This is a genomic window from Pseudomonas sp. SDO5591_S426, assembly GCF_054070755.1.
Genome location: NZ_JBSVXD010000008.1, coordinates 38,931 through 63,031, shown reverse-complemented (window position 1 = coordinate 63,031; position 24,101 = coordinate 38,931). Strand labels below are relative to the sequence as shown.

At 58.8% G+C, this 24,101-nt stretch carries 13 protein-coding genes; 3 read left to right on the top strand and 10 right to left on the bottom strand.

The window, feature by feature from the left end; genetic code table 11:
- The first annotated feature begins 301 nt into the window (after window positions 1–301).
- Together ACW9JC_RS03565 and ACW9JC_RS03560 are read left to right on the top strand one after the other, a co-directional pair.
- Window positions 302–1,627 carry a type II toxin-antitoxin system HipA family toxin gene (locus ACW9JC_RS03565; RefSeq protein WP_457453604.1) on the top strand — a complete coding sequence of 442 codons (1,326 nt, stop codon included), beginning with the start codon at window positions 302–304 and terminating at the stop codon, window positions 1,625–1,627.
- Window positions 1,624–1,902: a helix-turn-helix domain-containing protein gene (locus tag ACW9JC_RS03560; RefSeq protein ID WP_457453602.1), complete on the top strand. Its 279-nt coding sequence runs from the start codon at window positions 1,624–1,626 to the stop codon at window positions 1,900–1,902. The genes ACW9JC_RS03565 and ACW9JC_RS03560 overlap by 4 nt, the downstream gene beginning before the upstream one ends.
- Window positions 1,903–1,959: 57 nt before the next feature.
- On the opposite strand, the gene ACW9JC_RS03555 is transcribed toward ACW9JC_RS03560, so the two are convergent.
- The 3 genes from ACW9JC_RS03555 to ACW9JC_RS03545 are packed head-to-tail and all read right to left on the bottom strand — an operon-like array spanning window position 1,960 to window position 3,728.
- Entirely contained in the window at window positions 1,960–2,631 is a 672-nt protein-coding gene (locus ACW9JC_RS03555) for a GNAT family N-acetyltransferase (RefSeq protein ID WP_338583915.1), read from the bottom strand.
- 17 nt (window positions 2,632–2,648) lie between these two features.
- Window positions 2,649–3,095, bottom strand: a complete 447-nt coding sequence (locus ACW9JC_RS03550) for an N-acetyltransferase family protein (protein ID WP_457453600.1) — start codon at window positions 3,093–3,095, stop codon at window positions 2,649–2,651.
- A 9-nt stretch (window positions 3,096–3,104) separates the two neighbouring features.
- Window positions 3,105–3,728 carry an FMN-binding negative transcriptional regulator gene (locus tag ACW9JC_RS03545; protein WP_338583912.1) on the bottom strand — a complete coding sequence of 208 codons (624 nt, stop codon included), beginning with the start codon at window positions 3,726–3,728 and terminating at the stop codon, window positions 3,105–3,107.
- Between the two features lie 92 nt (window positions 3,729–3,820).
- Between ACW9JC_RS03545 and pdxR the strand changes: the two genes are divergently transcribed.
- Window positions 3,821–5,374 carry a MocR-like pyridoxine biosynthesis transcription factor PdxR gene (gene pdxR / locus ACW9JC_RS03540; protein WP_457453598.1) on the top strand — a complete coding sequence of 518 codons (1,554 nt, stop codon included), beginning with the start codon at window positions 3,821–3,823 and terminating at the stop codon, window positions 5,372–5,374.
- Window positions 5,375–5,407: 33 nt separating this feature from the next.
- On the opposite strand, the gene ACW9JC_RS03535 is transcribed toward pdxR, so the two are convergent.
- From ACW9JC_RS03535 to ACW9JC_RS03505, 7 genes are all read right to left on the bottom strand, one after another.
- Window positions 5,408–9,949, bottom strand: coding sequence for a dermonecrotic toxin domain-containing protein (locus ACW9JC_RS03535; protein ID WP_457453597.1), 4,542 nt, complete (start codon window positions 9,947–9,949; stop codon window positions 5,408–5,410).
- 22 nt (window positions 9,950–9,971) lie between these two features.
- The gene (locus tag ACW9JC_RS03530) at window positions 9,972–14,576 is read right to left on the bottom strand and encodes a hypothetical protein (RefSeq protein ID WP_457453596.1); all 4,605 of its coding nucleotides are present in this window, start codon (window positions 14,574–14,576) and stop codon (window positions 9,972–9,974) included.
- A 158-nt stretch (window positions 14,577–14,734) separates the two neighbouring features.
- Window positions 14,735–15,835, bottom strand: coding sequence for a polyamine ABC transporter substrate-binding protein (locus ACW9JC_RS03525; protein ID WP_457453594.1), 1,101 nt, complete (start codon window positions 15,833–15,835; stop codon window positions 14,735–14,737).
- A 15-nt stretch (window positions 15,836–15,850) separates the two neighbouring features.
- Window positions 15,851–16,879, bottom strand: a complete 1,029-nt coding sequence (locus tag ACW9JC_RS03520; RefSeq protein WP_338583907.1) for a histone deacetylase family protein — start codon at window positions 16,877–16,879, stop codon at window positions 15,851–15,853.
- A gap of 262 nt (window positions 16,880–17,141) precedes the next feature.
- Window positions 17,142–18,140, bottom strand: a complete 999-nt coding sequence (locus ACW9JC_RS03515; RefSeq protein WP_338583906.1) for an AraC family transcriptional regulator — start codon at window positions 18,138–18,140, stop codon at window positions 17,142–17,144.
- A gap of 104 nt (window positions 18,141–18,244) precedes the next feature.
- Window positions 18,245–22,879 (bottom strand): hypothetical protein, encoded by a 4,635-nt coding sequence (locus ACW9JC_RS03510; RefSeq protein WP_457453591.1) that lies wholly within the window; start codon window positions 22,877–22,879, stop codon window positions 18,245–18,247.
- 128 nt (window positions 22,880–23,007) lie between these two features.
- Window positions 23,008–24,012 (bottom strand): asparaginase, encoded by a 1,005-nt coding sequence (locus tag ACW9JC_RS03505; protein WP_457453589.1) that lies wholly within the window; start codon window positions 24,010–24,012, stop codon window positions 23,008–23,010.
- Window positions 24,013–24,101: the final 89 nt, after the last annotated feature.

Here is a 24,101-nt window from a genome sequence, read left to right as displayed (position 1 = left end):
CCAGGACGGCTGTATTTATCGGTTTCGGACTGACGCTTTTTCTTACACCAGAATCGGACGATTGCGGCTAGCCACGACCGTTTCTCGTGATGGCGAAGTCATTGAAGGCGACATCGTTGCGGACAGATTGATGCCTGTCCGTTGAGTGTTTATCTGCACTTTAATGCATACATGCTTTATTGCTTGGGTCGTATCTGCATTTTAATGCGTAAATCTGGTATGTGATTTCGACGAAACTGCACTATATTGCATGTAGATAATTATTCTTTGGCTCTGATAAGCATTAAATTGCAGGTTGCTTATGTATACGTTGACGCTGCAAGTCTATGAGTCTGGAAACTGGCTGGACGCAATGACTCTGGTTTTTGCTGATCCGGAGAAAGGTTTTGAAGGGCCCTGTCGGTTTGGTTACAAAACAGGCTATGTAGCCAACAATCTTGATTTCATCGAGTCACCTTTTTGCAAAGCGGTGAGCGCCAGAATGCCGCTTAGCTGGGATGGTGCCTCACTGAAAAAGGCTCCGGCTTTCTTGCACGATATTGCGCCGGCGGGCGCCGCCAAGCGTTTTCTCATGGCGCGGGTGGGGCAGGACAAACCCGAAGGCGTCAGCGTCGATCTGTTTCTACTGGGTCGGAGCACTCCAGCTCCTGTCGGCAACATGCGTATCAAGGAGTCGGCTGAAACCATAGATGAACGACCGGCAATGGGATTTCGTCGTGAGGAAGTGATCACTCGCGACAATACTTTTCTGGAATACGCCTATGAGCAGGGCGCAGCCATAGGGGGCGCGACGGGAGCGGGAGGTGAAGCTCCAAAATTGCTCATGGCGCAAGCACGGGACGGATTGTTGTATCCGGATGCGGTTTTGAGCGACGGTGAAGTCGAGCAACATTGGTTTGTGAAGTTTGCTCGCAACCGGGCCGCCGAAACTGACCAGATCATTCTTAAAAGCGAGTTTCATTACTACAAGGCACTGCATGCCTTGGGTATCGAGACTGTTGCTGTGGATGGGCTCGCATTGGAAGAGGCGAGCAAACCTAGCCTGTGGATGAAACGCTTTGATCGCAATGTCACCCCTCAGGGGGTTGAGCGCATTGCGGTGGAATCCATCTACTCCCTGGCCGGGGTGACTATCCCTGGCAGTTACATGAGTCATCTTGACGTTATCCAATTGCTTGCACGCCTTTGGACACAGGCCGGACAGACACATCAGATATCCGAATTGCTCTCCGATTACCTGCGTCGCGATTTGCTCAACAAGATCCTTGGCAACTCAGACAACCACGGTCGCAATACTTCAATCATTCGCGGCAGTGACTCGTTCCGCTTGGCACCGATCTACGATCTGGCACCGATGGTGATGGACGATGAGGGCATCACGCGAACTACTAAGTGGCCGAGGGAGCTGGAAGTGGCGGGTGAAGTGAAATGGCGTGAAGTCTGTAATGTATTGGCGGAGCTCGAGGATCCACAAATCCTGTTTGAACGCCTGCGAGACGATGCCAGTCGCTTGTTGGCCTTGCCGGACATTCTCGCCGCTGATGGTCTTCCTGATGCCACTATGAATCATCCAGGGATCGCTTTGCGAAACCTCGAGCAGCGATTGAAAAACTGGGGCCTGAAATGACCATTACAATCGACGCCCGCGCGCTGCTCATAGAAAGCATTCAAGAAGGATTGGCCGAAGGAACCATTGAAATCGGGGACGCCGTTCGACGCTTGCGCGTGGAAGTCACCGGTCTGCACCAGACCCAGTTTGCCAAGATGTGCAAAATTTCGGTGCGCACGCTGGTGCATATCGAACATGGAGAAGGTAACCAGACGCTCAAGTCATTGAACGCAGTATTTCGTCCCTTTGGATTGAAAATGGGTGTGGTGCGGATTCGGCGCGATATCAGCTGAATCCGCACTGTTGAAACGAAGGAGAAAAATTCCTCGTCCCGCACTTTGCGCAAATGGTCAGCCCCGACACTCCACCAACGACTTCACCTGCCCCGAACCCGTCTGGTTCTCATCGCTCAACCACTTCTCAAACCCTGCGCCAATCGCCGGCCACTCCGAGTCGAGAATCGAGTACCACGCTGTATCCCGGTTCTGGCCCTTGACCACCATGTGCTGGCGGAATACGCCTTCAAAGCTGAAGCCCAGGCGCTCGGCTGCGTATTTGGAGCGGGCGTTGCCGTTGTTGCACTTCCACTCCAGGCGACGATAGCCGAGGGCGAAGGATTCCTTGGCCAGCAGGTAAACCGCCTCGGTGCTTTTCGGTGAGCGTTGCATCGGCGCGCCGAAGGTCACGTGGCCGATTTCGATGCGGCCCTGGGCCGGGACGATCGACATCAGGCTGAGGATGCCCTGCACCTCGCCGCTGGCGCGGTCGATCACGCTGAAGAAGTACGGATCGCTGGCGGCGGCGTGGTTGTTCAGCCAGTCATTGAAGGCGCTGCGCTCGGGGAAGGGGCCGTAGGGCAAATAGTCCCAGAGTTTCGGGTCGGCGCCGGGGCCTTGCAGGGCGTTGAACAAGTCGTCGCCATGGCGTGCCGGGTCGAGTCTTTCCAGGCGGATGAAACGCCCTTCGATCAGTTGTGTCGTGGGGGCCGGGACGCCTTTCCAGTCTGCGAGTGAAGTCGACATGTTGTTCTCCTTGAACCTTAAATGGCTTTGCGAAACTGGATGAAACCTGGGCGCTCGGCGATGCGCTCGTAGAGCTGGATCGCAGTGGCGTTGGTTTCGTGGGTCAACCAGTGGACTTTGTTGCAACCGTCGGCCTTGGCGGTGCTGTAGACGAATTCGATCAGTTTGCGGCCGACGCCGGTGCCGCGAGTTTCCGGCACTACCAGCAAGTCCTGCAGGTAGCAGGAGTTTTCGATGGCCCAGTTCGAACGATGGTAGATGAAATGCACCATGCCTACCGCTTTACCATCAGCCCAGGCCAGGGCGGCGTGGGTTGGCTCGCTCGGGGCGAGGATGCGCTGCCAGGTGCTTTGGCTGACGGTGTCAGGCAGTTCGGTGTTGTAGAAGCGCAGGTAGGCCTGCCATAGCGGCAGCCACGCGGCGTGGTCGTCGGCGTTGACCTGGCGGATCTCGATCTGACTCATGTTCATTCCTTAGCGCATCAATTGGGCGAGGGTTTGGTCGTTGAGGTCGGGGCTGGCGGCCAGGCCTTCGCGCACGCCGGCGATGTCGGCGGCGCTGCGGTTCTGGCTGAGCTTGCGCTTGCCTTCCAGACGGTCGATGGGAATGGCGAAGCCGACGATGGCCTTGAGCATGCCGTCGATGTAATCGGCGGGTGCATCGGCCACTGACCACGGTTGCGCGCGGCCCGCTTCATGACGGTCGGTGAGGGTGCTGACGATGTCGAGCAGCCGCCCGCCATCGCTGAAGGTTTCGGCGCGGCCATAGGCGTGTACGGCGACGTAGTTCCAGGTGGGCACGACTTTGCCGTGTTCGGCCTTGCTCGGGTAGAAACCAGGGCTGACGTACGCGTCGGCACCGGCAAAAATCAGCAGGGCTTCGGCGCCGTCGCGCAGGTCTTTCCACTGTGGATTGGCTTTGGCCAGATGTCCGTACAACGTGCCGTTCGAGCCTTGTTCGCAATGCAGCAGCACCGGCACATGACTGGCTTGCAGGCCGCTTTCGCCGTGGGTCACCAATATGGCGAGACGTGTGGCGAGGATCAGTTCATGCAGTTGGGACAACTCGTCGATGGCAAAAGCGCGTGGCGTGTACATGGAAATATTTCCCTTGGCGAATGTATGCATCCTAGGCAGGCTATTGGTCTGTTGTAAGAGCCATTAACGACCAATTTCATAGGTCCATTGCCATGACGGATACGCCGCTTTCCCTGTCGTTCAATCCGGCCGGTATCGAACTCGATCGTCGTCAGGGTCTGAGTCGCCAGCTGTATCAGGCATTACGGCTTCGTGTCCTCGACGGACGACTGGCCAGCGGCACGCGATTACCGGCCAGTCGTGACCTGGCCGCAGCACTGGCGATTTCCCGTAACAGCGTAGTGCGGGCCTACGATCAGCTATACGCCGAAGGCTTCATTGAGGGGCGGGTTGGCGATGGCACTTACGTAGCGCAATTGCCTCAAGCCGCGTTGCCGGCGAAAAAACTATCCACAAAAGTATCCACAGGCTTTTCAACAGGGTTACCCACAGCCTTATCCACAAATTGGCTCGATTTACCTGTGGATCCATCCAGCAAAGTTATCCACAGTGATCCTTTGGCACGGGTCAAAAACAATCATTTACCTAGTCCGCCAAGTGGCCCGCCGCGGGCTTTTCGGGTCGGTGTTCCGGCGTTTGATCTGTTTCCGTTCGAGGTCTGGGCCAAGCTGAATGCGGCTTTCTGGCGCAAACCGGATTTGCAGCAGCTGTGTTACGGCGACCCTGCCGGCGATGCGCGCTTGCGCGGGATGATTGCTGCGTATCTGCGCAGTTCGAGGGGCATGCAGTGCACCGCTGAACAAATTGTGATCACCAGTGGCGCACAGCAGGGAATAAGCCTTTGTGCACAGTTGCTGGTCGAGCCCGGCGATGGGGTGGCAATTGAAAATCCGGGGTATCGGGCGGCCGGTCATGCGTTCGCGGTGGCGGGTGCGAGATTGCATGGCGTGGCGGTGGACAGTGAGGGAATCAACTGCGGTGAGCTTGCAAGGCTCGGTAATTGTCGGCTGACCTACGTGACGCCGTCACACCAGTATCCCACCGGTGTGGTGATGAGTCTGGCGCGACGCCTGGAGCTGCTGGCCTGGGCCGAGCGGAATCAGGGCTGGATCGTCGAGGACGATTACGACGGTGAATATCGCTACAGCGGTGCGCCGCTGGCGCCTTTGGCGGCATTGGATCGACAAGGTCGGGTGCTCTATGTCGGCACCTTCGGCAAAGTGGCGTTTCCGGCGTTGCGTCTCGGTTATCTGGTGTTGCCACCGGGGTTGGTGCAGGCGTTTGCGCAACGGCGCGCGGTGGATGTGCGGCATTCCGAGGTCAGCACTCAAGCGGTGATGGCGGAGTTCATGGCCGCCGGGCATTTTCAGCGGCACATCCGGCGCATGCGGCGTGCGGCGTTGAGCCGGCGCAATACGTTGCTCAATGGTTGGCCTGCCGATGTTCCGGGTGTCGGTTCGTTACCCACCGTCGCCGCCGGACTGCACATGACCGTGCCGGTCGACAACGTGGCACGTGAACGTGAACTGATCGACCTGGCGAGCAGCGTCGATGTCGAAATCAACGGCTTGAGCAGCTATTGGCTGCCCGATTCCACGACGCCGATGGATCAACGAGCGGGGTTGGTACTGGGGTTTGCAGCGGTGCCCGAACAAGCCATCGAGGCAGCGCTGCAACGGTTACGTGCGGTGTGGCGGGACCGATGAAGCGGGCGGGTTGTCAGTCCGCCCGTCCAGGCATTAGCGCTTAGGTTCGAGATTCAAGAACAACGCCGAATCGCTGATGCGCCGCAGCACATAGTCGATGGGTGCCAGGGTAGTCAGTGCCTGGCGACGTTCGGCGGTGAAAGTCTGCAGATGAGCGTCGGCAATTTTCAGGTGCGCGGCGGTAAACCGCTCCGGCGGTGCGTCCAGCGAATCGTAGTGAAAGTGCGCCAGCCACAGCGGCTGATCTTTGTTGCCACTGTCGAGAATCCGATACTCCTGAAAGTAATCCCTGCGCTGTTTGGTTCTGATCCGACCCTGTTCGTTCCTGTCGATACGGACCTGGCCGTTGTCCAGCAACCATTGCAAATAGGCCTGCCGGGGTTGGCGCTCCTTGAGCAGACTCGCTCTAATCATGACTCCCTGGGCGCGTAACCGAGTGGCGGCCTCATTGAGTTCCGCACTCAGGTTGCCCACCGGAAGCGGCGTCCCGCCGGCCGCACGCATACGCGTCGTGGCCTGGTCGACATTGATCGCGACTTGCTCCAGACGCCGGGCTTGTTGATCGAACAAGTCTTGCATGTCCGCAGGGATACGATTGGGTTTGAAGGCGTCTTTGCGCGTGCGCGTAATGAAACCATCGACGTCCTCATTCAGTGTCAAAGCACTGGCAATCGTGTCGATGTCGTCCAGCGCTCGCACGGGGATGGTGTGCGGCGCGACAGGGCGCATCTGGTCGAGGGCCGGTTCCTCGGATGTCGACGCCTTGGCAGGCGCCGGATCACGGGGGCGACTCTTGGTGACTTTACCTGTTGGGCGTGAAGGGCCGGCAATAGCGGGTTTTGGCGTCTCAGGCGGGGCGATGCTCGCGCTCTCGGGCAACAGCAGACTCAGTTGTTCCTGAGCCAGTTGCCGGAACTCACCGATCAAGCCGCGCACCCGCTCCAGTTCCGTTGGCTCTACGTGCTCGGGATATTCGCCGGGAAGATCTGCGAGACGCTGATCGGTGTCAGCATAGACATCGATCAGCCTGCTCAGGCTTTCGATGCGAAGTGCTACAGATTCATCGCTGTTTGGGCTTCTGATCATCGCGGCCTGACGGTGGGTAGCGGTCGCCGCCTCGATGATCAACGTACCCACTGGGTCACGCGCCGGATTTGCTTGCGCGTTGTCAGTGCTGCGCAGGCACATTTCATGGGACATGCCGATCTCGTTGGATTTCAAGTCCCACTCGTTGAACGCCGGGAGCAGTTGGCGCATACGTTGCGCGCTGGCCATGCCGGCACCCCCGAGGACTTCCAGCGGTATCAGCGAAGTCTGGGACAGTTGCAGCCGAGTAATCATTTCCTGGCTCAGCGCCAATACCTCTCTGACACCCTGTCTGTGTTGCTGCAGTTCGGCGTTGGATTGAATGATGGTATTGCCGGCGAGCTGCCGGGTGAGCTTTGCGTAGGTGTTGCGTTTGAGCAAGAACCACAGACTGAGATTTTTCTGCAACTGGGTGGTCATGGCTCGCAGATCATCGAAATAGCCTGCGCTCCCACCCTTGAGACGCCATTGCTGCAGATTTTTCAACGCCTGGTCGTACTCACCAACCAGCGTTTCCACCTGAATGAGGTAACGCTGGTTCGCTTCCTCGAGTGCCGGCCCGGTGATGCCCGTCATGGCTTCCAGGGTCTGCTTCAGTTTGGCCGCACCGGCCGCTTCCTGACGCTTGAAGGTTTGCAGAACCATGGTCAGCTGTTTTAGCTGTTGCGCCTTTTCCTTGCGTTGCGCTTTGAGTTGGCTTTGCAGGCTCTGGCCACCTGCGCCGCCACGCAGACGCAGCCGCGTGTCCACAAACCATTGGCCTTGTTTGTTGTGGATCAGCAGTGGGCCGGTTTTCGAGGGCGTATCCGGGTACACGATCTGGATCTGTTGATCGTCGTTTTCCTCCACCCGGAACCAGCGCTCGCCGACGTGAGCGTAGGTCTTGCCTTCCAGGCGATAAAGAGGCGCGGTGTCGCGCATGAGGGTTTCCAGCGTTGGGCCTTTCAGATCGAGCGCCGGTACTGTCAGGTTCTGCAGATACTCGGCCAGTGCAGTGGCGGATCGATGGGGTACGGAGCCATTGGCCTCAAGTGAGGAGTAATGACTCGACGGCAGCTCACCGGTCAATGGTATCGGGAGCAGTGTCACTGTGGGCGTTGCAGGTTTGACCGGAGCGCTGTCTGTCAGGGTCGGCACGCTGTCGGTTATTGGTGCAACCTGACGCCGGCCGGTCTTGCGCCGTACGGCGGCGTGGTGGGCGAGGAGGATGCCCAGGGTCAGCAGCAAATCCCCGACCGCGCTCCATTCCGTGAACTTGTCGCCGTGCTGTTGGGCATCCACGGCTTGCTCGACTTCATTGATGCTTTGCCAGACCCAGACTGCGGCGCCCGCCGGTCCGCTGAGAAAATTCGCAGCGACGTTGAACAGTGCCCAGCCGCTGTCGCGCAGCAATGCCCAGCGTCGTTCCGCATTGGATTGTGATTGGCGATCGGCGAGTTCGGCCATGGTCTTGGCATGGGTCTGGAACAGGGCGGCGAAAACATCGCCACTCAGCTCCGTTGATGACAACTCGACCGGCCCGGCCCAGTCCACCCCAGTCCAGGGTTCGGCGAGTAACTGTGCCCCCAGCCATGGGCTGGGAAGGCCGACGGGGAATATGTATTGGGCGTATTTGAAGCTGGTGCTCGAGTCAGGCAGCCATGCCAGCACCGAGTCCCTCAACTCGCCCGGTTGATGCAGGGCGTACAGCAGGTTTTGCGGTGAGGGAAATTGCAGCAACGGCTGTTCGAGCAGCGGACGATAGAGCAGGCAAGGCCCGGCGTCAGGGTGGCGCGGGCTGATGATGAACATGTTGGCCACGATGTCGCCCTCAGTGTTCCCGGCGTGGACGAAGCACAAGGGGCGGATGACCACCGGTTGCGGGTGGCCGGGTGTCGGTTTGAGCCACTCGCGAATGTAGCGACAACCCAACTCATCCACGCCGCCGATGTGGCGGACCTTGCACTCCAGGGCAATCAGCGGCAGCAGCGCGTGCAACTGGCTGATGTAGAACTGCTCTTGCAGGCGGGCCTGCACCGAATCATCGATCAGCTTGTCCTTGATCAGTTGGGGATACTTCTGGCCAACATTGACCTCGCTCGCGGTTTTCGTCAGATAGGCCACGTCTAGCCAATCGGGGACAGGTTGCGGCGGATTGAATCGGATGGTTGCCTGGTACGGCGCGACGTTTTGCAAGGCGTACTCGCCCAGGGTTTCGGTGTGAATGTCGAGAGGGTTGGGCAGCGTCAGTCCGCCGGATTCAAAACTGTTGGTGATCGTGATCTCAAGGTTATCCAGAGGAAGCCCGGCGGCAGATTTCTTGTCAGTAAAAATCGCTTCGCGCATGCGCTGCCCGGCGAAGGCATCGATCGAAGGAATCTGGAAAAGATCTTTGTTGGCCTGCTTGTACAGTTTGCCCAATGCGTTGACGGACCGGCTGTACTGATCCAGATCAGCGGCCGACGCGTCGAGCAGCCAGTCGGGTATTGAATTCTCCAGATCGTTGCGGGTGTTTTTCTCTTGAACGGTTGTGTGTTCAGGGAGAGCGGGAAGCCCGGTACTGTCATCCGCATCAGCAGCGAGGCTTTCGCGGGTGATCGCCGCGATCGCGTCCAGTTGGGTGGTAATCAGGGCCCAGGCCATATGGTCGAAAAAATCACCGTCGGGCTCGAATAACTGCCACTGCAATTTTCGACCGGCCAGTTGTTCCTCGATGCGCTCCGGTAACGACTTACCCAATGACTCCAGCGAATCGAACGATTCATAGCCACTTTCCACGGTGTACATCATCACCAGATCGCGTTGTTTGTAGCGCCCGGTGAGTACCGCGGCGCCACCGAGGACCAGGTGTTGTTTTGTCCCTTCAGCGTCGACAGTGTCGATATCAATCAGGCTGGCCTTGATGCCTGACATCGTCGGTGCATTTTTTTGCCGTTCCAGTTTGTCCGAGTGGAGTGAAACCGCCCGGGCCACATGGCACTGGTCGCCATCCCAGCCGTCGACGTGTTGAACATCGAGGGTTTTGCGCAGCGCTTGCGACAGTTCTTGCCAGCGAGGGGTCTGGTGTCCGGTATCGTTCCAGAAGGCCAGTTGGCGTTCTCTAAAGGCAACGAAGAGCAAAGGTGTGCAATCGTTGAGCAACCTGGCGATGGCCTCGATATCGATGTCCAGATGCACAACCGGCGTGGCCTGCGGGTGCAGCGTCAGGAAGTGTTCGCCCTCCAGATAGTTGGCGTGGGTGGAGGTGAAGAACTGACGCACCAGCACTTGAGTCAGCGATTCAAATCGCGTGGGCATGGCCACGAGCGAACCATCCAGCCATTGCCATTGAGGTGTGGCGAGCATCGTGTGTTCGGGGTCGATATCGCGTTCGGGATACAGCGCTTTGAGGCCCTGGCGCAGCATTTGAGAAGCGACTTCATCGACGGTAGGCCCCTGGCTCGTCTGATGGACGACCAGGCTTTTTTTCAATAGGACCGGTGGCTCGGTAGTGTGGGGATGTTCAATCATCGTCATTTTCCTTTTTGACGGTTCAGGCTTGGGCGAAGAACAGCGTGCGCGCCAGTTGCGGGCTGATTTCGCTGCGATAGATTGCGATCACCTGCGGGTTGGTCGTGGCCGAGCGCAGGTCGAATGCACCTGCCAGTAGCCGTTGTTCACGCAGTTTCAAATGCGCGGCGGTGAATGCGTCGGCCGGCGCATCCAGGCTGGTGTAGTGGAAGTGGGCGTACCACAGTGTTTTCTGCGTGCGGCGCTCACGAATTTCATACTCTTGCAGATAGTCCTTGCGCGGGCCCTTCAGGCGACGTCGCTCGCCGGTGCGCGCAATATCGATTTCCTCTTTGCTCAACAGCCATTGGACACGAGCCGCGGTGGGCGGTTGGTCCTTGGTCATCTCGATGCGTATCCGGTTACCTTCGGCGTACAGTCGCTCGCATGCCTCGGTCAATTCCTTGGTCAAGGTTGACGCGGTATCCGCCGGGCCGTCGGTCAAGTTCGAGCGCAATACGGCTTGTTCCAGGGATCGAGCCGCCTGGCCAAGTTGATCGGCTTTGTGCTGGAACAACTCTTCGATTTCCACCGGGATACGGCCTGGTTTTTTTGCGCTCGTTTCGGTTTGGCGGATGAAGTTTTCCAGATCATCGAGCATCGTCCGGCCATGGATGATTTGCTCCTCGAGCGCCGGCGGTTGCGCTTGCGGCCGGCGACGTCTGGCCGACACCCGTTCAAGCCACACGCCAGGTGTTTTTTCGTGAAAGGTGGCGATCACCTTGCCAGTCATGGGCGCACGTACCTCCAACAGCACCGGTTCTCCTGGCGCCGAAGGACGAACTTCGCCAACGACCGTGCCGTTGAAGCGCGTTTTGACTACCCGTTTGCGTGAGACCGGTGTCGGCCTCGAAGGCCCGGGACGCGGCTCCAGAGCCTGTTGCTCGCGCAACAACTGCACCAGATAGGCCTCGGCGTCCTGCTGGAACTCGCTGACTCGCGAGCGCAGGTGCTTGAACGGTTGCTCCAGCACCGCGTCGTTGTGGCTGACAGTGAAGTCCTCGAAGGACTGGTCGATCGCGGCAAACTGTTCGAGCATGCCATTGAGCGCCTCGATTCGTTCTTTCGCGATCCACGTGCTGCCTTCCAGCATCAGTTCCTGGGAGGTCTGGATTACCAGGTTGGTCGTGTCGAGCAGGCGTGTTAAATCGTTTCGGGCTTCGGTCAGCGAGACAGTGTCACCTTCTTTGAGGCACACCTCGCGGGCCAGAGAGACCTGCAGCGCTTTGAGATCGTTGAGGGTGAAAGCAGGCAGTTTTGCCTTGTAGGTGCTGGCTATTTCGGTGGCACTTCTGCCCAGTCGACTCAGCGACAGGAAACGTGATTGCGCAAACTCGATTTTGCCGATTACACCTTCGGTCAGGTCGACCATTTTTTGATAAGTCACACGGTCACCGGCGGCACCAGCCGTTTCTTCAGCCTCAAGCAGGGCCAGGGTCTCTCGCAGGGTTTGAGTGAACGCCGGGGTTTTTTCTTCGAGCCATACCTGGTTGAAAAACAGCTGAGTGCCCAGCATTTCGGCCATGTCTTTGCGGTAACTGGAAACCGTATCGAGCAGGTTCAACGAATTCAGCTGCTCGATTGGGGCGGCGTAGTCACTGGTGCGCTGGTCGAGTTTTTCGAGAAATGTCTGCTGTAGCCCGGCCTTCGTTTGGTCGGTGGCCGCTTTCAACTGGTTGAAAGCATCCGTCAGCTCTTTGCGTGCGCTTTCGCTTTGGTCGTTGAAGTCCTTCAACTGTTTCTTGAGTTCGGCGATGCGCTGACGGTTTTGCTGTTTCAACGCTTTGCGCCGGGCCGACAAACCTCCGCCACGCAAACGCAGGCGAGTGTCGACGAACCACTCGCCGCGCTGATTGCGGATCAGTGCGGGGCCAGGACCTTGGGGCTCGGGCCCTGAATCGATGATCGACACTTCACCGGTTTCTTCGACGGCTACTTCGAACCAGCGCTCGCCGACGGGCGCGTAGTAGCTTTTTTCGTGCCGATAAAGGTGTTGGTGGATACCCGCTGCGCTATCGGGAGACGTGAGATTTTCGGGTTTGGTGATCGCGAAGCGATCCAGGGTTTTGCTCAGGTTCAGGACGGTATCGGTGGCGACTGAAATGTGGTGCTGTGTGGCCGTGGGCTCGCCGACGATGTCGGGCAGTTGAACCAGGGTCAACGGTGTCGCTACCGGTTTTTCCGCAACCTCTACCGTTGGCGTTGCCGGTCTCTCTTCCCGAATTGCCCGGGATGTCGGACGGCGTGTGCTGGCGCGATGGGCGAGCACCATGGCCAGGGTCAGCAACAGGTCGGTCATGGCTGTTTTGCGTTGTTCGGCGTTGCCTTCCTCGCTCGTGTCGAGGGTCTGCTGCAGATCATCGAGTACCTGCCAGATCCAGGCCGCCGTTCCGACAGTTCGGCCCAGAAAGGGCAATGCCGCATTGAGGATCTTCCAGGCTGCCTGCTTGAAAGTCGCCCAGCGATTTTCCGCGTTGGACACCGATTGCCGTTGTGCCAGTTCGACCAGCGCGTTGACGTCGGCCTTGTACAGGTTGGCGAGGTAATCCGTAGCGAGGACTCGAGTGCCCAAGGTCAGCGGACCGCTCATTTGCAGCGAGGTCAGTGGGTCGGCCAGCAGTTGCGAAACACTCCAGACCGAAGCCAGGTCTCCGGTGAACACGTAGTCGGCGTAATTCGCGCGAACTTCGTCGGGCAGCCAGGCGAGTACGGATTCGCGCAGCTTTGGAGAATGCCGGATGGCATAGATCAGGTTGGCCGGCGTCGGGTATTGGCTCAAGGGCTGGTCGAGCAGAGGCCGATAGAGCAGGCACGGTCCTTTGTCCATCTGCCGGGGGCCGATCACGAACATGTTGTTCACTTCATCCGTGGATGCCCCTGTACGCCAGGCAGGAGTGAATGCCAGCGGACGAATGACGATTTCCTGTCCGTCGACCCAGCGTTTGGCGTCGAGGATCTGCACCACGGCAGCGACATAGCGATAGCCCAGTTCGTCAATCCCACCCTGAGTGCGGATCTTTTGCTGCAAGGCCAGCAGTGGCAGCTCGACGCGTAAGCGACTGGTAAACAAATTCTGACGGCGCAGGCTTTCAAGGGGATCGTCGAGCAGTTTGCTTTTGATCAGCTTCGGATAGGTTTGCCCGATATCGACCTTGACGATCAACGTTTCCAGGTAGCTGACCGTCAACCACGCCGGCAGCACCGTAGCGCTGGTGCTGCGTATGGATTTATTGCCCAACGGCAGGGCGATCAGGTTTTGCAGCGCCAGATCGACCAGGTTCAAGGTGGTGCGCTCCGGCCCCACGGGCGGCGCAAAACTGCCCCAGACCACGACGCTGTCGATCACGATCTCGATGTTTTCGAGCTGTAAATTTTTCGCCTCGGGATGCTCGGAAAGCATGGCATCGCGCAGTTGCTCCAGTGCGTATTCGCGGATCGGTTTGATACCGTCCTGGAAGGACTGCCCGGCGTTTTTATTCTGTACGCTCGCCAGATCCATCAGATGACGGCTGTAGGCGGTGAGATCGCCAGATGAAGCACTGGCCATCCAGTCTGGCAGTGCCTGCTCGACCAGGTTGAAGCGCGAAGGCGCCTGATTGTCCGATGGATCGAGCTCGTTCGTGGTGCGACTGATGTGGGGGGCGAGATCGGGATTTGCTTCTTCGCGATTGTTTGCCAGCGCGGCAATCGAGTCCGCTTGCAGGGCGATCAAGGTGCACGCCAAATGGTCGAAAAAATTACCCTCGGGTTCAATCAGGCGCCATTGCAGGGTGTTCCCGGGTATTTGCCCGCTGGTGTACGCCTGCAAGGATTCGCCCAATTTCTGCAACGACTCGAAGGTCTGGAAACCATGGGTAATGGTGTGGCTGACGATCAACGTGCGGCTGCCCACAGTTCCGATCAGGACAGCCATATCCAGGGTGTTGAGGTGGGTCGAGACACTCTCGTTCTTGTAGTCCAGGTCGATCAGGCAAGCGCGAGACCGAAAGCGGTCGTGCGTCATGCGTGTGTTTTTGTCCGGGTAGGTGAACAGATTGCGGGCCATCTCGCATTGCTCGTTCTCCCAGTTCGGGTTGGTTTCGATGTTCCACAGTTCACGCAGCGAGTGGGACAACTCCTTCCAGCGCGGGGTCGAGGGGCTGGTGAGCCGGTTCCAGTAGTCGACCTGCTGCTCTTGAAATGCATCGAACAGCAGCGGCGCCAACTCATTGAGCAAACGCCCGATGGCTTCGATGCTGACGGGCAACTGCGCCGGTGTCGGCTCCAGTGGCTGCAGGGTGAGGTAGTGCTCGCCCTCCAGGTAAATCATCGGTGTTTGCGCAATGCCGTGACGTACCAGGGCATCGGTCAGTGATTCGAAGTGTCGTGGTCCGGCTACGACGCGCTGTTCGCGTAGTGCCCAGGTCGGTGTGACCACCATCGCCAGGCGGGGGTCGATAGACAGCTGCGGATACAGCGTTTTCAGCGCCGGTTGCAGCGCATGGGTGGCGACTTCCCTGATCGATGGCCCCGCCACCAATTGGGTGAGCAGGGCGTCTTGATCGGCGGGGAGTTCGGGTACGACGGGAGGGCTGGATACTTCGGTCATGGTCACATCCTTTGTGAGGCGGCACCGTTGAACGTACGGCGCGCGTATCACTGCAAGGTATTGACCGGCGGGACGGCATTGGCGGTATATAAATATCGCGAGCAAAAAAAAGACCTGCGTAAACGCAGGTCTTGATGACGACGAGAGCGGAACGGGTGTCAGGTGCCGGACTTGATCTTGGTCCAGGCGCGGGTCCGTGCACGTTCGGCATCGCGCGGCAACGGTTGCAGGGTGTAGAGCGTGCTCATCGCCGTGTCGGTCGGGTACAGGTTCGGGTTGTTGCGGATCGCCGGATCGACCAGTTCCGTGGCGTCCTTGTTCGGGTTCGGGTAACCGACGAAATCGCTGACCGGCGCAATCACCTGCGGTTGCAGCAGGTAGTTGATGAAGGTGTAGGCGTCTTCGGTGTTTTTCGCACCCTTCGGAATCGCCAGCATGTCGAACCAGATCGGCGCACCTTCCTTCGGCAAACGCATGTCGACGGTCACACCGTTCTTGGCTTCCTTGGCGCGGTTGGCGGCTTGCGAAAAGCTGCCGGAATAACCGATGGCGACGCAGATGTCACCGTTGGCGATGTCGGCCATGTACTTCGACGAATGGAAGTAGGTCACGTACGGGCGGATCTTCATCAACAATGCTTCAGCCTTGGCGTAGTCCGCCGGCTTCTTGCTGTTGGGGTCCAGACCGAGGTGTTGCAGGGCCAGTGGCAGGATCTCCGACGGCGAGTCGAGCAGGGCGACGCCGCACTGCTTGAGCTTGCTGATGTTCTCTTCCTTGAAGATCAGGTCCCAACTGTCCACCGGCGCATCGGCACCGAGGGCGGCCTTGACCTTGTCCGGGTTGAAGCCAATGAGGATGGTGCCGTACATGTAGGGCACGGCGAATTTGTTGCCCGGATCGTTGGCCTCGATCAGCTTCATCAGCTTGGGATCGAGGTGGTTCCAGTTCGGCAACTTGCTGCGGTCCAGGGGCTGGAACACCCCGGCTTCGATCTGTTTGGCGAGGAACACGTTGGACGGCACCACCACGTCGTAGCCGGAGTTGCCGGTCAACAACTTGGCCTCCAGCGCTTCGTTGGTGTCGAAGATGTCGTAGATCAGTTTGGTCTGGGTGTTCTGCGCCTTGAAGTCTTCCAGGGCTTTGGGGGTGATGTAGTCGAACCAGTTGTAGACGCGCAACGTTCGTTCTTCGGCGTGCGCCGCGCCGCTGAGCACCGTGGCGCACAGGGCTGGAACCATAAAACGCTTAAGACTTTTCATGCTTCTACTTCCTCATCAAGCGCTTTCGAAACCTTCGAGAACGTTCACGGCATTGATGCCGATTTCTTCGACCGCGTAACCGCCTTCCATCACGAACAGCGTCGGCACGCCGAGACCGGCGATGCGTTTGCCCATGGCCAGGTAATCCGGGCTGTCGAGTTTGAATTGCGAGATCGGGTCGTCCTTGAACGTGTCGACGCCCAGGGACACGACAACGATGTCGGCACCGTAGTTTTCGATCTCTTTGCAGGCCTGTTCCAGCGCCGCGCTCCAGGTCTCCCAACCTGAACCGGCAGCCAACGGATAGTTGAAGTTGAAGCCTTCGCCAGCGCCTTCACCCAGCTCATCTTCGTAGCCGAGGAAGAACGGAAACTCGGCTTCCGGATGACCGTGAATCGAGGTGAACAGCACGTCGCTGCGCTCGTAGAAAATCGATTGGGTGCCGTTGCCGTGGTGGTAGTCGACGTCGAGGATCGCGACCTTCTTGTGACCCTGATCGAGGAACGCCTGCGCGGCGATGGCGGCGTTGTTGAGGTAGCAATAACCGCCCATCAAGTCGCCGGCAGCGTGGTGTCCCGGTGGACGGCACAGGGCGAAGGCCGCGCGGGCGCCGCGCTGAATTTCCGCTTGCGCGGTCAAGGCAACTTGCGCTGCGCTATAGGCCGCTTGCCACGTACCGGCGGTAATCGGCGCGCCGCCGTCGAAGCTGTAATAGCCGAGCTCGCCGTGCAGGCTGGTGGGTTTGATGCGGCGCAACGTTCGCGCGGGCCAGGTGTAAGGCAGTAAGTCACCGTCGGTGTTGAACTCGGTCCAACGGGCCCAGGCGCCTTTGAAGAAGTCGAGATAGTCGCGGCTGTGAATACGCTCGATCGGCCCGAGGCCGAAATCCTTCGGCGCTTCGACCGGGCCGAGGTTTTGTTTTTGCACCCGCGAAAGCACGTGGTCGGCACGCGAAGGCATTTCGAAGCAGGGCTTGAGTTGCCCGTCTATCAATTCGCAACGGCCGTGGTGCAGGTGGTGATCGTCCGAGTAGATGGTCAGCATTTCTTGTTCTCCGCAGGCTGATTCGGTTGAACACAGTCTTGCGGCGCAGACGGATTTGGAGAACGGCAGGAAAGGCCAAAAGGGGATCGATATGGCCAATAAGTCTGACCGAAATTCGCCCCTTTTTATTGCGCCAGGCCCCGGCATGGCGCGTGGAATGCGGACCCTGTGGGAGCGGGCTTGCCCGCGAAGGCGGCATTACAACCAATATAGATGTGCCGGATGTACAGGCCTCTTCGCGGGCAAGCCCGCTCCCACAGGGTTATCCGTGTGGCCGGAATTGGCTGGGCGCCACACCACTCCACCGCACAAACGCATGCCGAAAACTCGCGGTCTCACTGAAACCCAACGCCTCGGCAATCTGATAGATCGGCAGCTGATCTTCGCAGAGCATTTGCTTGGCCTGCTCGAAGCGCAGTTCATCGAGCAACTCTTGGTAGCTGCAACCCATATCCTTGAGGTGCCGACGTAACGTGCGCGCCGAGCAATTCATCTGCTCGGCCAGGCCTTCCAGCCCTGGCGCGGCGTTCAGTTGCGCACTGAGCAACTGCCGAATACGCCCCAGCCACGCCTGGCGCCCGGTGAACTCGAGGTTCTGCTTGCGGCATCGCTCGGCCATGGTTTGATGGGTAATCGCGTCAGCGAGCGGCAACGGTTGATCGAGCCAGCGCCTGTCGAAGGCGAAGGCATTGTTTGGTGCGTCGAAGTGCAGCGGGCAGTCGAAGTGTTGCGCGTAGCTCGCTTCGTAGTCGGGCGCGGCATGCTCGAAGCGTGCGCCGAGCAAGGGCAGGGGATGGCCGAGCAGATCGTCACAAGTGACTTTCAGCGATACCAGGCAGAACTCGGCATTGAACGTCGCCATGGACGGGCTCTCGCGGTAGTCGGCGGCAGCGAACCAGACACGCTCGCCGTCGTCCTCCAGGCTCAGTTCGAAAAGTGTTCCCAGCAACGCCGGATAACGCATCGCCAACCGCAAAGCGTCACCGAAGGTGGCACTGGTGAGCAGCGCGTAACCGAGAATGCCGTAGCAGGAGACGTGCATCCGTCGGCCCAGTTCCAGGCCGATATCGCGTTTGAGCGCGACGGCGTTGGCGCAAACCTGCATCTCTTGATTGGTGGTGATGCGCGTGTCGGCGCGGTTCAGATCCGCCGCACTGATGCCGCTGCCGGCCAGCAGCGCCTCGCTGGACAAGCCTTCGTCCTTGAAAGCGTTGAGCACCAGAGAGACAGCATTGAGCGTGGTGAGGTGGGAGTGAAGCATGGGAAGCACCGGTCTTTGTTTGAACGGGACGGAGCAAGTAACGTGCCGTGATCGAGGCGCCCTCGCGTTGGCGAGGGCGCACTGACGTAACAACTATGGGTGACTCATTCGGTCCCGAAGAAGATCTGCCTGGCCTGCTCCAGCCCGATCATGCTGCGGTAGTACGCGAGCTGTTGCGCTCCATACAGACCTGTGGCGGTGTCGGCGGCCGGTCCCATTTGTTGCTCTTGCGGGGTTTTCAGGCGCCCGTAGAGGAAGGATTTGGCGGGAACCCAAGAGGTGGAATACAGGAAATGCGCATACCAGAGCACCTCACGGGTTTTCGGATCGGTGAGCTTGTATTCATCCAGGTACAGCGTCCTGCCGGTTTTCACGCGGCGCCGGGTAATGGTTTTTGCAATGCTCAGTGCGTTTTCGCCCACCAGCCATTTAATCCCCGCCGGGGTGGGTGGTTGTTCCTTGGTCATCCTCAGCATGTTGGTGGTGGCCTGCTCATAGAGACTATCCACCGCATCACTGAGGGCTTTATTGACCTGCGCGGCGGAGTTTGTGGTGCTCTCGGTGACATTGCGGTCGGTCAATGCTTGATCAATTGCGCTACTGGCGTGCTCAAGCTCCATCGCATGCTGATGAAAGAGGTATTCGATCCCGCCAGGCGAGCGTCCTGGCTGCTTCAGTTGTTCGGCCATGCGCGTATTGAACGCTTCTAGTCCGTCGAGTAACGCTTGGCCTTTGTTGATGCTGATCTGCAAATCCGGCTTTGCGGGTTCGGTTGTTGGGCTCGTCAAACGTTCCACCCAGACGCCCGGAGTTTTCTCGTGGAAGGTGGCAATGACCTTGTCGGTGAGCGGTGACGTGATATCCACCAGATCAGTCTCCAGGCCCTGCGCAGTGAGACGTGGCTGGCCAATGAGAACACCGTTGTAGCGCGTCCTGATGAACTTCCTCCTGGGCCTCGGCGGTTGCACGGGCAGCGTGGGCCTGGCGCGTAAAGCATCCCTTTCTTCAATCAGCAGCACCAGTTCGTGGACCGCACGGTTTTTGAACGCCTCAAGCTGTTGGCGCAGCCGTTCCAGCGGCGACTCAAGGACGTGTGCAGCGTACGTATTCTTGAAATCCAGCAAGCGCTCGTCGATGACGTTGAACTGTTCAACCAGGTCGTTGAGGCTGTCGACGCGCTCGTCCAGACGCGACACGCTGCGCTCATCCAGCGTGTCGCGCAGCGCCCGCACGGCGATGTCGGCGGTGTCGACAATCCGGTCAATGGTCGACCAGGCTTGCGCTTGCGTCGCAACGGTACTTTCGGGAAGGCACAGATTGCGCGCGATCGTCACCTGGAGGGTCTTGAGGTCATCGAGCGAGTAGGCGGGTAATCGTTCGCGAGTCTGCTGGATCAGCCGCAGGCCTTCTCTTTCCAGCGGCCTGAGCTCGGCAAATCGCGATTGAATGCTTTCCAGGCGGGTGATCATGTCCTGGGTCATTTCGCTCATTTGCCGGGCATCTTCGATTTGGCGCTCCTGTGGCGCTTCGGCTTGGCGTTCGATATGGCTTAGCACAGCGCGCAATTTGGGACTGAAGGTGATGAGCTTTTCCCCAATGCCCGCACGGATAAGTTCCAGTTGGGCGCTCAGGTACCCCAGCGCCTTCTGCTGGAAGTCCGCGGTGGGCGAAAACACATGCAACGTTATGAGGTCTCGAAGAGCGACTGCGTACTCGGTTTGTTGAGATTCCAGTTTTTGAAGGTAGAGCTGGCGCTTGGCTTGAACGGTCTCTGCGCTCGCGCTGGTGATCGCTTGATGGGCCTGTTGCAGTTCGTTTTGCGCAGCTTTCTTGCGTTTTTCAAACGCCGTCAGTTTGGTACGCAGTTCCTTGGCTTTGAGCGCGGCTTGAGCCTTGGCCATTTTCGTCAGGCTCTTTGGTCCGCCGCCTCGCAGACGCAGGCGCGTGTCGATGAACCATTGGCCCTTGAGGTTGTGGGTCAAGGCCGGGCCGGTGCGATCAGCCTGTTTGGGGTCGATGATCATGACCGTGCCTTCGTCATCCACCGAAACCTCGAACCAATTCGCACCCACCGGAGCATGCCATTTTTTGTTGAGACCATAGAGATACCGATGAACACCTTCCTCGGCATTGGCGGCGCCTAGGCCTTCGGGGCGTGAGATTTTGAAGCGTTCCAGAGTGGCTGCCAGACTGCCGGGCGTTCGATTTACAGCGCCACTGATGTTCAGGGTTTGCTGGATGTTGGGCGCTTCACTGTCAGTGGTTTTAGCGAGTTGTTTGATGCTGACTGTTTTTGCTGCCGGCTCTGTTGTGACGGGAGGTTCAGACGTGGGGTTGGGTTTTGTCACGCGCTTGGCCGATGTGCTTCGGGTGGCGATATGGAGCGTGATCGCCATGCCGAGGTTGAGCAACAGGTCGGTCAGTGCCGCCCATTGCTCGGGCTTGTCGTTTTTTTCCTGCGCGTCATGCAGCTGTTGAAACTGGTCCATGATCTGCCAGATCCACGCCGAGATTGCGACCGTACGCCCCAAAAAAGGCAGCACCGTGTTGAACAGCGTCCAACCAGACTGCCTGAAGCTGGCCCAGCGGTTTTCGGCGTTCGACACTGACTCGCGATCCGCGAGCTCAACCAATGCATCCGTGTTGGACTTGAACAGGGCGGCGAACACATCACCCTCCAATGCCTGTTTGCCCAGCATCATCGGCCCGGTCATTGTCGTGAGCTTCTCCGGGTCGACCAGAAATTCGGCAATGGCCCACGGTGAAGGCAATGCACCCTGGAAAACGTAATTGGCGTAATCGCTGCGCGCGCTGTCCGGCAGCCAGGCCAACACGGATTCGCGCAAGCTGGCGGATTGCTGGATGGCATACAACAAATTGGTGGGTGAGGGGTATTGCGTCAATGGCTCGTCAAGCATCGGTCGATACAACAGGCATGGGCCGGCTGTCGGGTCCAGCGGGCCGATCACGAACATGTTGGCGACCACATCCTCGGAGCCATGCTTTCGACGCTTGGGAACAAAGGCCAGCGGGCGAATGACGATGGTTTGCCCTTCAACGACACGGTTATCCACATCGGGCTCCATCGCAGCCACAACGTAGCGGTAGCCGCGTGCGTCGATGCCGGCCTGTTCGCGGATCTGACATTGCAAGGCAAGCAGCGGTAACTGAATTCGCAGGTGTTGGGTAAACAGGGTTTGCCGGCGCGAGGATTCTTTTGGATCGTCGAGCAGTGTGCTTTTTATCAAAGCCGGGTAGGCCTTGCCGATATCGGCCTCGGTGATAAGGCCTTCGACATACTTCACGGTCAACCACTCTGGCAGGGTTTTGCCCCTGGTGGAGTGAAGGGTCTTGTTTCCATTGGGCAACGCAATCAGGTTCTGCAAGGCGAGATCGGCAATGCTGAATGTGTAGCTGTCGATCTTGCCCGGAACGGCAAAGGTGCCCCAGATGACAGGGCTCTGGACGCGTATCTGAATCATGGCCAAATCAAGCTCGAAGTCCGCCTTCTGCTGTGCCGTGACGGCATGCTCTACGGTCTTTTGCATATGCAGTGCGTTGAGCTCGTTCAGTGCGTACTGCTTGATCGGCAGTATGCCGTCCAGATAAGACTTGCCGGCATTCTGGCTGTGCAGCGCCGCCAGGTCTTTCAAGTGCCGTGAAAAGTTGTTCAGGTCCGGCAGCGGTGCCGAACTCAGCCAGTCGGGCAGTGCGTCTTTGAACCATTCAATATCAGGGCCTGGCTTCGAAGTGGTCTCGACGGTTTCGGGTGCGGGCGGCGGCGCGGTCAGCGGCTTACCCGGATTGGCATGCCCGGGATCGGAGAAATCAAGGGAGCCGATGACATTGATCTGGATCGAGATCAATGCGCAAGCCTGGTAATCAAAGAAATTGTCGTTGGGTTCTATCTGCCGCCACTGTATTTCCTGATGGGACACGGATGTGCTCAAGTGATCCGGGAGCGTTAGGCCAAACTGTTCCAGTGAGTCGAATTTTTCATACCCCTTGAGCAGCGAATGGGTGAGGACGATGGTGCGCTCCTTGTGCGTGCCCACCAGCATCGCTATCGACACTTCGCTCAGGTGTGTCACGTTCTCCCCGTCGACCAGGTCGATGCCCACCAGATAGGCTTTGCTTTGATAGGCGTCGTCCAGCTTTCGACTTGCAAGGTCCGGGGAACGGAACAGGTTGCGCGCCATGCTGCAATCATCGTCATCCCAGCCCTGGACCTTATCGACATTCCAGAAATTGCGCAGGGTGCTTGAGAGTTCATGCCAGCGCGGACCGTCGCTGCCATTGGCTGCGTTCCAGAATGCCAGCTGTTGCTGCTGAAAAGCCGAGAGCATTACCGGGGCGAGCAGATTGATGAGTTTGGCGATTTCGTCGATCCGCACCGGCAAATGGATGGCGGGTTCAGTGAGGGGCTGTTGGACCAGAAAGTGTTCGCCCTCGATGTAAAGGGCTGGAATGGCGGACACCGTTTGATCGGCGAGGATTTCCGTCAACGCCTGATACCGGGTGGGGCCGGCTACGATTTCATCGTTGAAGATTGTCCACGTGGGCGTGCCGAGCATGGTGATGGCGGGGTCGATATCCAGCGCCGGATACAGCGTTTGCAAATGTTGGCGTAAAAGGACGGCCGCGACCTCCCTCAGGTCGGGACCGACGCTGAGTTGGGTGATCAAGGCCTCGGTGGGGGCGGGAATTTGTGGCGTGGAGGGTAAGGCTGGTGTGCTCATCGTGCATCCCTGCATTTCAAAATGATGGAGTTGCCCGAGAACTAGTCTCGGGTCACTCCATGCTAGGGAGGCATCAATCAGCAGAGGTGGTAGTTATTTATACGCCAGCAGTTTTTCGAGCTGGCGACTCAGCTCAATTCGCCGCACAGGTCCAGTTCGACCAGGCGCCGTACCTCGGCAGTCGGCAACCCTGCACCCAGCAGCGCCTGCAACTTGCCGAACGCCGCTTCGCGGGTCATGCCGCCGCCTGACAGCACGCCGACGCCACGCAGTCGACTGCCGGCCTCGTAGACATCCAGCTCCACGCCGCCTTCGTGGCATTGCGTGACAGCGACCACCACCACACCGCTGTCTCGCGCACGACTGAGGCTGGCGAGAAACTCGGGGTTATCGCTCGGACCGGTGCCACTGCCATAACACTCCAGCACCAGACCCTGAATGCCACTGTCGAGCAGGCCATCAACGATTGCGGCGCTGACACCTGGAAACAACGGCAACACGGCGACATTCGCCAATTGTTTAGGTTGGTTGTAATTCAGTTGCGTTGGAATCGAAGTCGCCTTTACGCCACCGCCCTGACGCTCCAGGCGCTTGAACGGATGCCGACCGAAGCTGCGTACTTTCGCGCAGCGGGTCGGGTCCAGCAGTACGCCGTGGAAGTACAAATGCACACCCGGCGCCAGGCCTTGGCCTAAGGCAACCAGCGCACCACCGAGGTTCTCCCAGGCATCGCTGTCGGTCACGCCGGCCGGTAACATCGAACCGGTAAAACACACGCGGGCATGCAGCCCCAACAGCTGAAAACTCATCGCCGCCGCGCTGTAGGCGAGGGTGTCGGTGCCATGCAAGATCAGCACGCTGTCGCAGCCCTGCACATCCACCGCATCGACCACCGCTTCGCGCAGTTGCTGCCAATACGTCGGCGTCATGTTGGCGCTGTCGATCAGTGGCGACATCTCGCGGAAGCGCCATTGCGGCACCACCAGCTCCGGCTGGCTGTTCAGGTATTCGCGCATCCGTGCTTCAAAACCGGACGCCGGGGCCAGGCCATTGGCGCTGGCCTGCATGCCGATGGTGCCACCGGTGTAGAGCACCATGACGTGCTGGGCGGCAGGGTAGGTCGAGGAATTCATGGAGGGTCTCCGGAACTATGAGTTCCTGTGGGAGCGAGCTTGCTCGCGATAGCGGTAGGACAGACATCGCTATGTTGCCTGACAGTGCG

Coding starts and splice junctions, on each gene's coding strand:
- ACW9JC_RS03565 (WP_457453604.1), top strand. CDS start 302: ATGTATACGTTGACGCTGCAAGTCTATGAGTCTGGAAACTGGCTGGAC.
- ACW9JC_RS03545 (WP_338583912.1), bottom strand. CDS start 3,728: ATGTACACGCCACGCGCTTTTGCCATCGACGAGTTGTCCCAACTGCAT.
- ACW9JC_RS03510 (WP_457453591.1), bottom strand. CDS start 22,879: ATGAGCACACCAGCCTTACCCTCCACGCCACAAATTCCCGCCCCCACC.
- ACW9JC_RS03530 (WP_457453596.1), bottom strand. CDS start 14,576: ATGACCGAAGTATCCAGCCCTCCCGTCGTACCCGAACTCCCCGCCGAT.
- ACW9JC_RS03535 (WP_457453597.1), bottom strand. CDS start 9,949: ATGATTGAACATCCCCACACTACCGAGCCACCGGTCCTATTGAAAAAA.
- ACW9JC_RS03505 (WP_457453589.1), bottom strand. CDS start 24,012: ATGAATTCCTCGACCTACCCTGCCGCCCAGCACGTCATGGTGCTCTAC.
- ACW9JC_RS03515 (WP_338583906.1), bottom strand. CDS start 18,140: ATGCTTCACTCCCACCTCACCACGCTCAATGCTGTCTCTCTGGTGCTC.
- pdxR (WP_457453598.1), top strand. CDS start 3,821: ATGACGGATACGCCGCTTTCCCTGTCGTTCAATCCGGCCGGTATCGAA.
- ACW9JC_RS03555 (WP_338583915.1), bottom strand. CDS start 2,631: ATGTCGACTTCACTCGCAGACTGGAAAGGCGTCCCGGCCCCCACGACA.
- ACW9JC_RS03560 (WP_457453602.1), top strand. CDS start 1,624: ATGACCATTACAATCGACGCCCGCGCGCTGCTCATAGAAAGCATTCAA.
- ACW9JC_RS03550 (WP_457453600.1), bottom strand. CDS start 3,095: ATGAGTCAGATCGAGATCCGCCAGGTCAACGCCGACGACCACGCCGCG.
- ACW9JC_RS03525 (WP_457453594.1), bottom strand. CDS start 15,835: ATGAAAAGTCTTAAGCGTTTTATGGTTCCAGCCCTGTGCGCCACGGTG.
- ACW9JC_RS03520 (WP_338583907.1), bottom strand. CDS start 16,879: ATGCTGACCATCTACTCGGACGATCACCACCTGCACCACGGCCGTTGC.